Below are 14,671 nucleotides of genomic sequence, written 5' to 3'. Positions count from 1 at the left end.
ATGTTTTTAGAAGGTCTTGAATTAATGGGATTGCTCCACCAATAAATTTTAAAACTGTCATTGCGATTTCCATATTACTTCCTCCTCTTGTCCGTATTAAGCTATGATAATTTTATAGATAATTGCTAAATAATGAATTTACATAAATGTTTTTAGAAGGTCTTGAATTAATGGGATTGCTCCACCAATAAATTTTAAAACTGTCATTGCGATTTCCATATTACTTCCTCCTCTTGTCCGTATTAAGCTATGATAATTTTATAGATAATTGCTAAATAATGAATTTACATAAATGTTTTTAGAAGGTCTTGAATTAATGGGATTGCTCCACCAATAAATTTTAAAACTGTCATTGCGATTTCCATATTACTTCCTCCTCTTGTTTCGTATTAAGATGTGGTGAATCTTTATACCTTTATTATAGTAAGCGCTTACATTTATAACAATACATTTCTATATGCAATATTACATATTTATACGTTTAGACAAAAATGGTACCATAGCAAGGTGAGAGTCTTTAAGGGTTCTCCTTAATAGGAGGAAACAATATGGAAATAATGCAAGTGATTGATAGTAAGCTGAAACTCAAGAGTTGGGTTAAACAGGTATTAGCTGTAGGCGGAATGTTAGGGTTCTGCTTCTTGTTGTTATATGCTTGGTGTTATATGTTTACAGTTTCTTAATTGTTATGTAAATATATATAACTATACTAGTGGAGTCTTGCTTAAAGAGGTAAGGCTTTTTTGTTGTACCTTACCTAAGGTGAACAAACTATACACAATACCTCTCGATAAGATTTTGTAGTCTTTAGCGTACAATTTCTCCAGAATGATATAGTGACCCCTAAAACAAAAAAATGAACTGAATTCTCATAGATAACTGTGTTGAGGTAATTTTTTTTTGGGGAGGTACTCCAAAATATTAGGTTGATGGGCATGTGGTTTTACTCCTTTTTGAAAGTAAAAAAGAGTCCTATGTTTATGGGATTCTTTTTTTAGTTTCTGATAACATTGTATTAATTAAATGTAAAGAGTAATTTAGTAAGGATTTTAATATGTGAACCATTAGTTTACATGTATTAGATTAATGGTTTCTTTATTGATTAGGGGTTTATATGTAATGATTTCTTAGAGGTGAATAATATGAATCTAGGTTCGCAATTGAAAAGGTTTCGTGAATCAAAAAGCTTTTCACAAGAAGATGTGGCTCGAAAGGTTGGAGTGACTAGACAAGCTGTTTATAAATGGGAGAGCAATAAAAGTTATCCTGATATTGATAATTTGATTTTACTTAGTGAATTATATGAAGTAACAATTGATGAGTTAATAAAGGGATCAGGGGATGCTAGAGAGGAGTTAGATAAAAAGGATAAGGATGAGTGTGAGGACGATGATGATGAAAATGATTTTGGCTTTTTTATAGGTATTGCTCTTATATTTATAGGGATATTTATTGGGATCGAAGGAATTTCCTTATTTATAACTATATTGGGAATGATGATAATGGTATTTTATAGTGATGTAAAAAAAGCAATCATTAATGAATTTAAAATAAAAAGAAGACCGAACTAGATTTTTTTTCTAGTTTGATCTTCTTTTTATTTTATGTAAACAAATATTCAAAAGTTTACTTTGTAGAATGAGAAAGGGATTTATTTATTTTTAGATGTTGAAATTACTAGAGATAGAATTGTATATAGTATTACTATTAATAGTATGTTCTTTGGGGGATAGTCAGCATTTACACTCAAAAACAAGAGAAGATAATTCAAAAAATATGATTTAAATTATAGAAAGATGAGTTAAAATTTGGTATTTTTATATAGGTGTTTTTATAAATGTAAATTATTTTGGGGGTATTATATTTTATGTATTGTTCTAATTGTGGAGAAAATATTGATAAAGAGGCTTCAATTTGTCCTCATTGTGGTGTAAAACAAAAATTTACACTTAAAGATAGGGGCGGCTTTGGTTGGGGAGTTTTAGGTTGTTGTATTCCTCTTGTAGGATTGATTTTATTTTTGGTGTGGAGAGATGAAAAACCCAAATCAGCGAAGGCTGCTGGTATAGGCGCGTTAGTTGCTGTAGGAACTTTTGTTGCATTTTATGGCATCTTATTTTTAATAGGTATGGTCTCATCTATTTAAATGTTATTTATTAATAAATGGTTGCCCATAGTATTTGGATGTCATCAAAATAAAAATAGGTCTTTTCACTATCATAATCATTATTTCCCTTTATGTGCCAGATGTACGGGAGAATTAATAGGACTATTTTTAGGGATAGTTTTGTATTTTTATTTTCAATTTCCTAATTTTATTTACATATTAGGAATGATCCCTTTAGTAATAGATGGAGGACTTCAACTTTTAACGTCTTATCAAAGTAATAATATTAAAAGAGTTATTACAGGGAGCGTTTTTGGAATATCTTTAATTACATTATTCATAAAATCATGTGTTTTTATCTACTTATTAGGAAAAAACAGTTCTTTTTTTAAGGTGTAAGTGAATTCTGTAACTTTTTACTACATTGGTATATAATTTTTGATACCTTGAATCGAGCAATTTTTCGGTATCGATCGGCAAAATATAAAACCGATATCAGTTGACGGGGGCTATTTTCCAGAGTACACCCGGATAAAATAATAAACTGGTACATATTCTCAAAGCGAAAGGGCGATTCCGAAAGGGATATGCCCTTTTTTGTGTAGAGAAACAAAGCGATTATGCCGCGAAAGTTTCTTGATGATGAGGGGAACCCTCATGCAAACTACGGGAGGTGGCCCCATCGGGCGGTTTTTGACCGGTGGGATCGCCTTCGGGAGTTTGAGGGTTTAGAGGCTCGTGGTCAAGAAAACGTGGAATAAATAGCGTTCATAGGCGAACGACTATTTCATTTTTTTGATGGGGTCAAGGGGAAGAATTCCCCTTGTAGGTTCGGACAAAGTCCGAGGTCTTTTTGCCATGCTTGGCATGGCCCGGCAAAGCCGGAAAGCGTCGCAGACCCCTAACGATTTTGATGCGTCAGCGTCAAAATAAGTATAGGGTTACTTTAATTGACTCCATTTCGTCGCTTTGCTAGACTTATGGTATCAATTAATCTAGGGAAAGTGGTGGCACTTTATGTTGGGTTCTATCTCATTTAATCAATCTCACCAAAGTTCATTGAGCCACAATAACAGAGAAAATATTCACGGGAATCCTGGAATAGATCCATCTAGGTCAGAGGAGAATATCTATTTTGTTCAAAGGGACATCCGAAGTGTATACAAGGATGTCTTTCAAGAAGCAGTGGACAAGTATAATGGGAAACAAAAAAGGAATGACCGTAAAATTACGGATTACTATGACAAAATACATAAAGACGATAAGACACATGAGCAACGAGAATTGGTTGTAGCGATTGGGGAAGGCAAAGACGACCCCAAGTATAGGGAAGCCAAAAAGGAAGCGTTAAAACAGTATGCTGAAGCGTTTCAAGAGCGAAATCCAAATCTAGCTGTTTATAACATGGTTTTACATGATGATGAAGCCAATCCGCATTTACATATTAACTATGTACCGAATTTCGAAAGTAGTCGAGGATTAACGAGGCGTGTCGGAATGGATAGAGCCTTGCAACAACAAGGTGTCGAAGGAAAGGGAAGAAAGTTAATTGCGCATTGGAGAGAAGCGGAAACGTCTTATATTGAACAATTAGCGAAAGAACACATTCCGCATTTTGAACGTGCTAATGTAGGTTCACATAAATACATGAAAGTTCGTCAATACAAGGAATATGCAGAAACAAAATCCTTTGTTGAGAACCAAGTACAAGAAAAAGAAACGCAGTTACAAATGATTGATGATCATTTAAAAAACGTTGAAGAGAAAACAAATGAATTACAAGTAGCGAAAAAGGGTTTGGAAAGTGATGTTGTTGATACGTACAAAGAATTAGAGATAGTAAAACAACAAGTAGAGAGCGAAAGTGAAAAACTGCAGCTAATTGGCCAGTGTCATCTAGAGTTAGAAAAAAGAGTAATACAAATGCAAAAAGAATTAGATAGTGCTACGGATCAAGTACCAAATGAACCTGTTAAAATTCCATTTTTGCGTAGAGAAGTAGTAATAGAAGTACAAGATAAAATGTTTGGAAAAGCTGAAATCACGAAGAAACAGACAAGAAATTATGTGTTATCACCAGAACAATATCAAGAATTAACAAAACAAGTGAATGCAGCGGTTACTATCAAAACAGATTATGAGCGTTTGAGAGAAACAGATTTTGTGAAAGAGAATGAAAGTTTAAAAGTGCATGCAGAGGGATGGATGGAAGAAAATCGGACGTTGAAACAAGAAAAAAGTCAGTTACAAAAAGAAGTTAGTGTATTAAATAGGGAAAATAGTTCATTAAAAGCTCATATAAGAGGTTTACAGGCTAATATAAAGGTTTTATATCACAATACGAAAAAAGTCCTTGGGGAGCATTTTAAGAGGTTTAGTGGGCTTGTTAAAAATGAATTGGATAATAAGGGAGTTAGCAATCATTTTGAACAGGAACATAAGAGGGAACTCCATAAACAACGAGGATATGAAATGGAACGATAAAAAAATTAGGGAAACTTTGTTTTCATCTTTAAGGTTATTGAAAACGTGATAGAATGAAAAAAGAGTCATGCGGCTAACATGACTCTTTTAAAAGGGTATTCTACGAAAATACCTAAAACTTATTTGTCTGGTTATAGATTATCATAATTTGATTCATAATCAAATAGCAAAAAATAGGTATTTTTGTTGATTCCCTCAATTAGAGGAGGAATCGATAAAATGAAAGAAGAGAATGGTCAAACTTTAGGACAAGCTTTAAAACAAGCTAATGGTAATGCTAGAAAACGAGATTTTGAGAAAGATGCAAAACAAAGGGACCAAGCTGAAGAACTTAAAAAGTCTCTTTTACAACAGTTAAAAGAATTAACTGGAGAAGATCATTACGTTGGAACTAATAAAGATCCATTTGCTGGTGAACCATTTAATCAAGTAATGCATAGAAATTTAGATTTATTGAATAGTATTGGTTATTTAACTCAAGCTGAAGAAAGTTTTTTATTTAGAATTCAAGCTTACTTGGAATTTAGAAGTAATGTCATTATTTGTAGAGATGATAAATTTAAAAGGAAACGAACTAACGTTGAGGACGATTTTGAATTACCAAAAGCCGCAACTGTTTCTGAGATTGCTGAAATGATAGGGAAATCAAGAGAAAAAACTTCTTTGGTTATGAATTCATTAAAGAAAAAAGAGATTTTACTTAATCCAGAAGGTGCTGGGCAAATTATTGAAAATGGTCGTACTGTAAGTCCTAGAACATGGATAGTAAATCCTTACATAATGATTTGTGCACCTAGAAAAAATGAAGTAAAACTTGATAAATTGACAATGAGATTGTTTCAACATTCTTTGAAAAATCTTAAAGATCAAAATGGTAAAAAGGTGAAATTGCCAGCTAGATTTTTTTAGACTGTATCAAATTGATACAGTCTATTTTTTTATGTGTTTTATAACTTATTTGTAATTTTTTAGGTGTGACGAAAACGTCACAAAAAGGGCTAAAAGTGTGACGAAAACGTCACACCCTAAAAAGTGCTATAAACCCTTGGTACAACTGGATTTATAGCACTTTTTAATGATGCTCTCTATTATCACTATTATTAAAGGGCTAAAAGTTCCGCAAGGAACAGGTAGTATTTTTGAGCAAACAACGCTCAAAAATCTCCACCTTCATAATAAAAAAAGTCGGTTCGTTAATCCTCACCTAAAAGCTAATGCTTTTCTTTTTTTATTATGTCCTTGCAAAACTTTTTTCGGCGGGTTTTTAGCTTTCGCCAAGCCGAACAGACCAAAAACAGGATTAAGTTGCTCGACTTGGATCAGCAATTATACCCGCCGAACCGCTAGTTCTATCGATTTAAATAATAAGCTTATTCTATATTTAGTTACGTTAAGTTCCTGGGTGCTAGCCCCCAGACCCCCAGCCAGCACTCACACCCAAAAACAGGGGGAAACCCTTTTTAACAATTTTTTGTTATCTCCACTTATAAGTGGAGGGAAAATCATATGATAAAACATTTTTACATCTTAAAATCACGTTATTATAAAGAAATTTGGTAGTCTTTAATTAGCCTTTAACTTAACTTCAAACTTAAGGGAGATGTATAAATGAACATTGGTAAACAGATACAATATTTTCGTAAACGGGATAATATGTCCCAAGAGAAGTTAGCAGAAAAAATTCATGTTTCCAGACAATCTATTTCTAACTGGGAAAATGAAAGGAACTATCCAGATATTCATAATTTACTAATGATGAGTATTCTCTTTAATGTCTCCCTGGATGATTTAGTTAAAGGAGATGTAAAGATCATGAAAGAAGAACTTCAAAAATCAACTTTCTTTAAGTGGAGTTACATCATGTTAGCATCAATGATTATACTCCCTATTTCTATTGCACCTGTATTTTACTTTTTTGGTTATTATGGTCTTATAATACCTTTGGTACTTACGATTTTGCTTATGTTTTCATCACAGCAAGTTGAAAACATAAAAAAAGAGCATAATTTAAAAACTTATCGTCAAATAGTTGATTTTATAGAGGGAAAACCTGTAAGTGAAGTAAAGCCTAATATAAAAGACAAATTATTAAAAATAGGTTTGATGCTTGCAAGTGCTTTAATTAGTTATAGTTTGATTTATTTAGGATTGAGTGTATTTGGAAGATAACTTAGAAAACTATTAAAAGTTCTCCGGATTGTTTAACTGGAGAACTTTTGTGTTTACATAATTATCGATATAGGAAGTAGTTTTAAGCATTAGGTAATATAAATTTCATTTGCTGGCTCTTATTTTCGGTGGGTTTTTAGCTTTCGCTAAGCTGAACCGCCAGTTAGCGAAAGGCAAGGCGCTGAATACATTTACAAAATGACAAAACTGTAAGAATACACGAATGTTTGTAAGAAAGTTCGATGTTTTCCTTTTTCTTTTTTTATTATAGTGAAAAAGAAGAACGAAATATTCTCTTATGTAGGAAAGGAAGATAATAATGATTGATCTATTAAATAAATGGATGTTAGAAAGTACAGGCAATTTCAATATCGTTGTAGGACTTACAGCACTTCTATTTTTGGGTTCAGTAATTGCACTTATTATTATTTACAAAAAAATTGGTAAACCAGATGAAAAAACAAATGGTATTTATTTTAAAATTATTTCTTGTATGTTTTCTACTCAAATTCTAATGAATTGCATATTTATTTCTTTAGTTGGTAAGGATATTGAGAATTTCCGTCAAATCTTTATATTATTTGAAGCCTTTGTAATCTTTATTGGAGCTATTTATTCGTTTAAATTATATAGACAGGAATATAAATAATTCACTTATAAGAAACAATAAAAAAACAGTAGTGTATAAAATCACTACTGTTTTTTTATTGTTCATTTTCAAATGTAAACTTTTCATTTTTAGTTAACTGTATATTCTATACATATGAGGTTAACATAACGTCTCATTATCGGTAGCAAGGATGAAGGGGGAACTCTTGTTTTTATGTGGTTCTTTTTTCTTTTCTAGTAAAATGGATATACATGATTTTATACATCGTTAATATGGCGGGGATTCTCGGGATCCTCGCTATTCTTTTTTTTTTGCATAAAATCTTGTATAAATAAAAAAGATTTTGATGTTATTATCGAGAAGTAATGAATATCAGTGTTAAAATCGGAATGTATTTCGAAATTAATTCGTTTTTAAAATCGGTTGTAATATCAGTTGTAAGTGAATTCCGATTTTGATTGAAATATTGATTTAATTGTGTTTATGAGTAAAAAACGTATTCCGTTTTTGGGGGAGGAATTAAAATTGGAACTAAAATCGGAAATGTATACACCGAAAATTGTTGCGGATCGCCTAGGGGTTACTCCCGATTTATTAAAAGTATGGTCAAATGAATTTAATATACAAACGGAGCGAAGCCAGGGAGGGCATCGCAGGTATTCTAAGGAAAACATTGAAGAATTGAAAGCTATAAAGGAAAAAATACAGGTACAAAATTGGTCCTACGATCAAGTTCGGGCATGGAAGAATGGTGAACTTGATTCGTTTGTTTCAAAAGAAGAAAAATCGGAATTAGAAAAGAAATTGAATGAAGTATTAGAAAATCAACAATTACAAAATCAGTTCAATCAAGCACTTGTTCAAAAATTACAAGAGATTACGAATGAATTGGTTACTACAAAAGAGTATTTGGCTAATACTGAGAGAAAATTAACTGAAGTAGAGGGTAAAAATAGTGAATTAGAAGTTTTTATAGAGAAGAAGTTAGAGAAGCGGGATCAGTTATTACTTGAAAACATTAGAGATATGCAGCAGCAAAATCAGAAACAAAAACGGAAAGGTTTTTTCGGTTTGTTTAAAAATTAAATGTGGTTGATATTCTTTGTAGGGTTCTAATGTCGGAAAAAGAAGAATTGAAATATAGCAAGGGAATGCAGTGTAGATCAGCATACAAGCATTACCTTGCTATACTTATGTTATATTTCTAGTATTGTAAAGTGAGAGATTTATTTTTTTGATTCGTTATATAGATTGTAAATTTATTTATAGAAAATGTGATTTTTAATATTACTTAGGTGGTGAATTATGAAAGATATTTATGAATTATTAAATGGTATAGAAATAAGTGAAAGTGATTTTAAAGAATTGAATATAACTGAATTTGAAAAAAACAAATTAAAAGAATTTTTAAACAAAACAATAGAAAAAAAGAAGTTTAAAGAACATTTATATTTGGAATTAGATGAAAATTAATATTAAACATAAATTGTTTTTCATCTAATTAACATATTGGATTAATTAAATGAATCAGGTGCTGTAATAGAATTTTACTCCTTGTAATATTTTGAATATTAAAAATATTTTTTATAATTTTATTATTTAATCTGATATATTTTATTGTCTTTGTCAGTTTTTGTATTTTTTTCTTTTTGACAATTTTCGGAAAAAATAAAATAATAAGTGAGCAAATCTTATTATTTTCAATTTAAAATTTGGAAGGTGGATGTCAAATGGGATTAAAGAAAAAAATGTCTAGTTTAGTATTAGGCGCTATGTGTGTAGGTGCTTTTGCTACAGCAGCATCAGCTGACGATGTTGGGGGCGGTACATGGAATCATTGGTATAGCGATGGTGTAGTACATTCTGAATATTATCATGGTAGTAGAGTACACAGTGCGGCTGTTAAAGTAGGAGATAACACTTTTTCAAGTGGTTGGACTAATCCAGGTTATTGGGCTAAAGCTTCATCTACTTATAAGTGGTATAATTCGATCTCAACATATTATAACCTTCAATAATTAATGTAAAAGGATTTCGGTGTATTTATCACTGGAATCCTTTTACATTAATTGTTAATTTATAGTGAAGGATAGGAGAAACTATGAAAAAGATATTATTAATTATGATTAGTTTAGGGTTTTTGATATGTTCTGTTTTGAGTATCTTTTTATTTGATTTAAAAGAATCGTATCAGCAATTATATTTTCCAGGAACTAATGTTTCTACAATTGAGGTTACTTCATGGTCTAAGGATCGAAAAAGTATTGATATTTTGACTGAGTTAGATGACTTCGCAAAAGAGCAAAAAATTAATATTTATAAAAAGCAGTATTCTACTTCTAATAAAGGTGGAGTTAATTATAATTATTATTGTTCTATTTATAATGGATTTAAAGTTAGGGATGTAATTCCCTTAAAGAATGTAGATATAGAAAATCTTAAAGTTTTATCAACAAATAATGGTGATATTAATTTGTTTAATAAAAGTTCAAGTATGACGCTTCAACCATTAGTAAAGGCTGAGGGGAAATCGATAATAGGTTTTTATAGCTTTCAATATCAAACTAATAATCAGCGTGAAATGATTAAAAAGAAAATAACAGATTTAGGGTTGATTTATAATGATTATAATTCGCTGAATATCAACTATCTCATTGGTACTTTGTTAGCAATGCCAGGAATTTTTATTTTAATGATATGTGCAATTATTTTTATGCTTGTAATGTTTTTTGTAACTTTATATGAAATTTTTATGCGATATAAGGAGTTAGCAATTTTAAAACTTCATGGATATAAAGAGAGAACAATTTATTTTTATTTAATGATAGAGAAATTGAAATTAATTATTTATCTTTTATTACCAACCATGATAATTTTATTTTTATTTGTGTGGTTTACATTTGAAGGAAAACGTTTCTTTGATTTTATATTATTTAGTATGTTAATTTTTGCTTTTTATATTATAGCTATATTGGTTATTAATAGTGTTGTATTTTTTGCTGTTAAGTACGTTACGATACAAAGAATGATTAAAAATAAACAACCTTTTAAATTTATAAATATATTAAATATTACGTCTAAGTATGTTGCATCTTTTATTTTAATTTTTTTAGTATTTAATTTGCTACATACACAAAAGGAATTAAATGATCGTATTGATAAAATGAAGGATTGGGATAAATTAAAATCGTATGCTTTTTTTGAGTATGGAGGCAAAGCGTCTGATTTAGCTAATAATGAAAAGCAAAATTATCAAAACGGTTTGAGTATCGTTAATTTATATAAAAAGATTGAAGATCATTCTATTTTGATGGCTCCTTCTAGTTATTTTATGCCTGGTTTAGCTGGTTCTAGGTATACTGAATCTGTTTCACAGAAATATGCTGTAGTTAATAGTAATTATTTAAAAAATCATCAAGTATTTGATATTGATAATAATTCTTTAGAAAATTTAAAACCTAAAAGTGATACTGAATTAACTTTACTTGTACCAGAAAAGTATCGTTCGCTGGAAAAAGAGCTTAAAAAAGATTTTTTAGATTATTTTAGAACACAGAAGTATTTTGACAAAGTTGTGATTAAAGAGATGAGTCAAAATGATTTCGAATCTCAAAATATATCTTTAGATTTTCATTATATAAAAAATAATCAATACCAGTTTTTATATGATCATACAAATTCTTTTGAAAAAGAATCGGTAAAAGATTGTATTTTAATTTTGATTGATTCTAATACGTTTGGACCAGAAAGTTATATTAGTTATTTAAGTAATGGCCGAATATTAACAGAAGTGAAAGATATTATGAATTCTTATCGTGAATTGTTACCGGTTATTTCTGAAACTAAAACTGAGGATTTAATTGTTGGAACTCCTGGGGTATATGGATCTGTATCTAAAAAAATAAGTGATTTAAAACAGGAAAGTTTGATTTTGGAGTTTACACTTATATTTGTAAGTTTATTATTATTTTTTATTATTTTCATTACTATTTTAAATTATTTGGAGCGTAGCAAATTTGTTTTAGCTGTTCAAACAATTCATGGTTATTCTTTCATGGATAAACATTATAAGTTTATTTTTATTATAGTAAGTTTATGGTTTATAACATTAGTAACATTTGTTTTATTGTTTGGAGTTTCCTTATTTATTATTTCACTGATTGTTGGTGTGGCATGTTTCGAGTTATTGTTAACACACTTTATTATAAGAACTTCAGAATATAAAGAAATAGTATCTGTTGTTAAAGGAGAGTAAAAATGATTGAAGTAAGAGAACTAAGTAAAAAATATAATTCGGATTATATCTTTAAAAACATAAATTTTAAAATTTCTCGTGGAGAAATGATTGCTTTAATTGGTCCAAGTGGAGTAGGAAAATCAACATTGTTAAATATTATTGGTTCTTTAGAATCCTTTGAAGAAGGTGAAGTGTTGATTGATGGTGAGAAAATAAATCATAAACAAAATATAAAATTATTACGTGATAAATTTGGATTTTTATTTCAAAACTATGCATTAATAGATCAAGAAACAGTTAGTAAAAATTTAGATATAGCATTAAAATTTACAAAAAACATAAATAAAGAAGAACTAAAACAACAAGTAATGAGTAAAGTTGGGCTTATGGATAAAATGAATAATAGAATTTACGAACTAAGTGGTGGGGAGCAACAACGAGTTGCATTAGCAAGATTGATGTTAAAACCATGCGAAATTATTTTAGCTGATGAGCCTACAGGTGCATTAGATTCAGAAAATCGTGATATGGTTTTGAGGTTTTTGAAAGAATTGAATCAGGAAGGTAAAACATTATTAGTTGTTACACATGACCCTTATGTAGCTGAATTTTGTGATCGTAAGATTGAGTTAAGTTCATAAAATTTAATTAAAAGTTAAATTACGGAGATGAAGATCAAATATATTTATTTGTTACTCTTCAGCTCCTTATTATTAGTATTTCGAATGTATACTTTCGTCGTTTGTTTTGAGGATATCAGGGGTTTTGGTGGGAAGTCAATATTTAAAGGGATTTGAATGTAAACTAATATTCAAAAGTTTACATTCGTATTTATAATAAATAAAAAGCACTTTGTAATGCTTTAAAAGTGCTTTTAACTTGATGTTGATGTGATGGAACCTCAAGTATGTTGTGGGTTTGAAATAAAGTTTGGTAATTTATAAAAAAGTCTGATCGTTTATAATAAATTAGAACTAACAAAAAAAACTCTGTAAAAATCATTTTACAGAGTTTTTCGCTAATTATTTATTGTTTTATATAACAAATTGTTACATGTTCATCTATGTGGAAAATCTGTAATGCTTTACCATCTAAGTTTTTAACCTCGTATGATGAATAAATAGGTCTTTCCAATTTCACTTCTTGACCATCTTGAGTTCCTTTTTCTACCATTAACGTTAACTGATGGGAAGCAACGTCTGCTTGATATGTTCCTGTTAAGTAATTATCTTTGTTTGGATAAGAACCATTTGCATATGTTTCAAATGTCTTGTCTGCTTTTAGGACTAACGTAGTTTTTACTCCGTTTCCGTAATCAATACCCCAATTACCTACAAGTTCTGTACCATCTTTATAGTTGTTCTGTACATTTTTAAACTTAGCTGAACTCTCATCAGGTGTATCAATTTGTCCTTTAAATATACCAGTTTTATCTTGGGTACTGTATGTCTTCACTTCATTACCACTAGATAGACTTGGTGATTTAGAAGAACTAGAAGAATTTGAAGAACTGCTTGTAGAACTAGTTGAACCACCTTTTGCTTCTGCACTTAGCTTATCAAATACTGGTTTCCAAATACGTTTTGCTTCACTTAACTTCTCGTTTGCTTTCGCTAAAATTTCTTTATCATTATCCATAGCATAGTCTTTCGTTTTAAATGCTTTTGATATCTCTGCAAAAGTCTCTCTTAACTTTCCAACAGCTTTTACGATTTCTTTATGGTCTTCCTTATACTTAGCAGGTGCATCTATATGCTCAATTTTATCGAATACTTTATCTAAGTCTTTGATAGCATCTTGGACCTCTACTTTTGATTTACTTCCTTTGTGATAATCTTTTACAGAAGAATCATAGTAATCAAAGCGTTTTAACATATCTTGTTCAATGTCTAACATAAGTTGTGGATAATCTTCTGCTAAAACTCGAACCATTTGAACATCTTTACTTTCTTCTTTCGAGTTAGTTGATTTTTCCTTTGTTTCAGATGATTTACTTTCTGATTTAGCTGAACTTGTTCCTTCTGTCTTAGTTTCCTTACTTTCTTGTTTACCAGATTCAGCATTTGTTTTTTCTTTGTCTCCAAATAAACTAGTTACACTACAAGCTGACATAGAAACTACTAATCCAGATGCTAGTAAAATTTTACCTGTACTTTTTTTAAAATTCTTCATATGATTTTCCAATTCTCCCTCTGAAAACATAAAATAGATGCGCTTTAGCCCCTTTAAAACTAAAAAACATACCCCTTCTATATTTATCCTAAAATACCTTTCTATGTATAACATTTTACAAGTAATTACAGATATGGTCAAAATTCATTCTAAATTAACGATGTTCATAAAAAAGATACGATGCTTTATTTCTTCAAGTAAAAGATTCTAAGTGAGTTTTGATTAAACTTTTTTATAAAAATCTCATACTTAGTTAAAAAAAGTAACTCCATTTTGATCAATCTTTTTTACAAAATAGAGTTTTTGTTGTTGCTGTTAAATAAAGGTTTGTGACTTCATTTTTATCAAACTTTATTTCAAAGCAACATATGTAGAAATTTAAAAAAGTCCCTTAATAATGTTAAAGGGACTTTGCTCACACAAATGATCTGCACATCAATTTATTTTTGATATACAGATCATTTGTATGATAATTTTATAAATAATTGCTAAATAATGAATTTACATAAATGTTTTTAGAAGGTCTTGAATTAATGGGATTGCTCCACCAATAAATTTTAAAACTGTCATTGCGATTTCCATATTACTTCCTCCTCTTGTCCGTATTAAGCTATGATAATTTTATAGATAATTGCTAAATAATGAATTTACATAAATGTTTTTAGAAGGTCTTGAATTAATGGGATTGCTCCACCAATAAATTTTAAAACTGTCATTGCGATTTCCATATTACTTCCTCCTCTTGTCCGTATTAAGCTATGATAATTTTATAGATAATTGCTAAATAATGAATTTACATAAATGTTTTTAGAAGGTCTTGAATTAATGGGATTGCTCCACCAATAAATTTTAAAACTGTCATTGCGATTTCCATATTACTTCCTCCTCTTGT

Annotated in this window: 14 protein-coding genes; 13 read left to right on the top strand and 1 reads right to left on the bottom strand. The window is 29.8% G+C overall.

The features are described from left to right. Positions 1-548: 548 nt before the first annotated feature. From MR109_RS30160 to MR109_RS28740, 13 genes are all read left to right on the top strand, one after another. Complete coding sequence (locus tag MR109_RS30160) at positions 549-683, top strand: hypothetical protein (protein ID WP_269431834.1); 135 nt, start codon at positions 549-551, stop codon at positions 681-683. 459 nt (positions 684-1,142) lie between these two features. Then, positions 1,143-1,571: a helix-turn-helix domain-containing protein gene (locus MR109_RS28790; protein WP_242274750.1), complete on the top strand. Its 429-nt coding sequence runs from the start codon at positions 1,143-1,145 to the stop codon at positions 1,569-1,571. 296 nt (positions 1,572-1,867) lie between these two features. Further along, the gene (locus MR109_RS28785; protein ID WP_242274749.1) at positions 1,868-2,146 is read left to right on the top strand and encodes a zinc ribbon domain-containing protein; all 279 of its coding nucleotides are present in this window, start codon (positions 1,868-1,870) and stop codon (positions 2,144-2,146) included. Then, positions 2,147-2,506: a DUF2085 domain-containing protein gene (locus tag MR109_RS30520; protein ID WP_374202595.1), complete on the top strand. Its 360-nt coding sequence runs from the start codon at positions 2,147-2,149 to the stop codon at positions 2,504-2,506. It abuts the gene before it with no gap. Between the two features lie 618 nt (positions 2,507-3,124). Next, a complete protein-coding gene (locus MR109_RS28780; RefSeq protein ID WP_242274748.1) occupies positions 3,125-4,591 on the top strand; it encodes a plasmid recombination protein in 1,467 nt (488 codons plus the stop codon). A 219-nt stretch (positions 4,592-4,810) separates the two neighbouring features. Then, positions 4,811-5,500, top strand: a complete 690-nt coding sequence (locus MR109_RS28775; RefSeq protein ID WP_242274747.1) for a Rep protein — start codon at positions 4,811-4,813, stop codon at positions 5,498-5,500. A 699-nt stretch (positions 5,501-6,199) separates the two neighbouring features. Continuing rightward, a complete protein-coding gene (locus tag MR109_RS28770; protein WP_242274746.1) occupies positions 6,200-6,760 on the top strand; it encodes a helix-turn-helix domain-containing protein in 561 nt (186 codons plus the stop codon). Between the two features lie 319 nt (positions 6,761-7,079). Further along, positions 7,080-7,409 (top strand): 6-aminohexanoate hydrolase, encoded by a 330-nt coding sequence (locus MR109_RS28765; protein WP_242274745.1) that lies wholly within the window; start codon positions 7,080-7,082, stop codon positions 7,407-7,409. Between the two features lie 486 nt (positions 7,410-7,895). Further along, positions 7,896-8,456: a MerR family transcriptional regulator gene (locus MR109_RS28760; protein ID WP_242274744.1), complete on the top strand. Its 561-nt coding sequence runs from the start codon at positions 7,896-7,898 to the stop codon at positions 8,454-8,456. Between the two features lie 219 nt (positions 8,457-8,675). Continuing rightward, the gene (locus MR109_RS28755; RefSeq protein ID WP_242274743.1) at positions 8,676-8,843 is read left to right on the top strand and encodes a hypothetical protein; all 168 of its coding nucleotides are present in this window, start codon (positions 8,676-8,678) and stop codon (positions 8,841-8,843) included. Between the two features lie 275 nt (positions 8,844-9,118). Beyond that, complete coding sequence (locus tag MR109_RS28750; RefSeq protein WP_242274742.1) at positions 9,119-9,388, top strand: lactococcin 972 family bacteriocin; 270 nt, start codon at positions 9,119-9,121, stop codon at positions 9,386-9,388. 83 nt (positions 9,389-9,471) lie between these two features. Continuing rightward, entirely contained in the window at positions 9,472-11,625 is a 2,154-nt protein-coding gene (locus MR109_RS28745; protein WP_242274741.1) for a DUF1430 domain-containing protein, read from the top strand. Positions 11,626-11,627: 2 nt separating this feature from the next. Further along, the gene (locus MR109_RS28740; protein ID WP_242274740.1) at positions 11,628-12,248 is read left to right on the top strand and encodes a putative bacteriocin export ABC transporter; all 621 of its coding nucleotides are present in this window, start codon (positions 11,628-11,630) and stop codon (positions 12,246-12,248) included. A 385-nt stretch (positions 12,249-12,633) separates the two neighbouring features. Here MR109_RS28740 and MR109_RS28735 read toward each other — a convergent pair whose 3' ends face one another. Next, positions 12,634-13,791, bottom strand: a complete 1,158-nt coding sequence (locus MR109_RS28735) for a DUF3994 domain-containing protein (protein WP_472926450.1) — start codon at positions 13,789-13,791, stop codon at positions 12,634-12,636. Positions 13,792-14,671: the final 880 nt, after the last annotated feature.

The sequence above is a fragment of the Bacillus cereus group sp. BfR-BA-01310 genome, from assembly GCF_022664325.1.
GTDB lineage: Bacteria > Bacillota > Bacilli > Bacillales > Bacillaceae_G > Bacillus_A > Bacillus_A paramycoides.
This window is presented reverse-complemented; position numbering and strand designations above follow the sequence as displayed.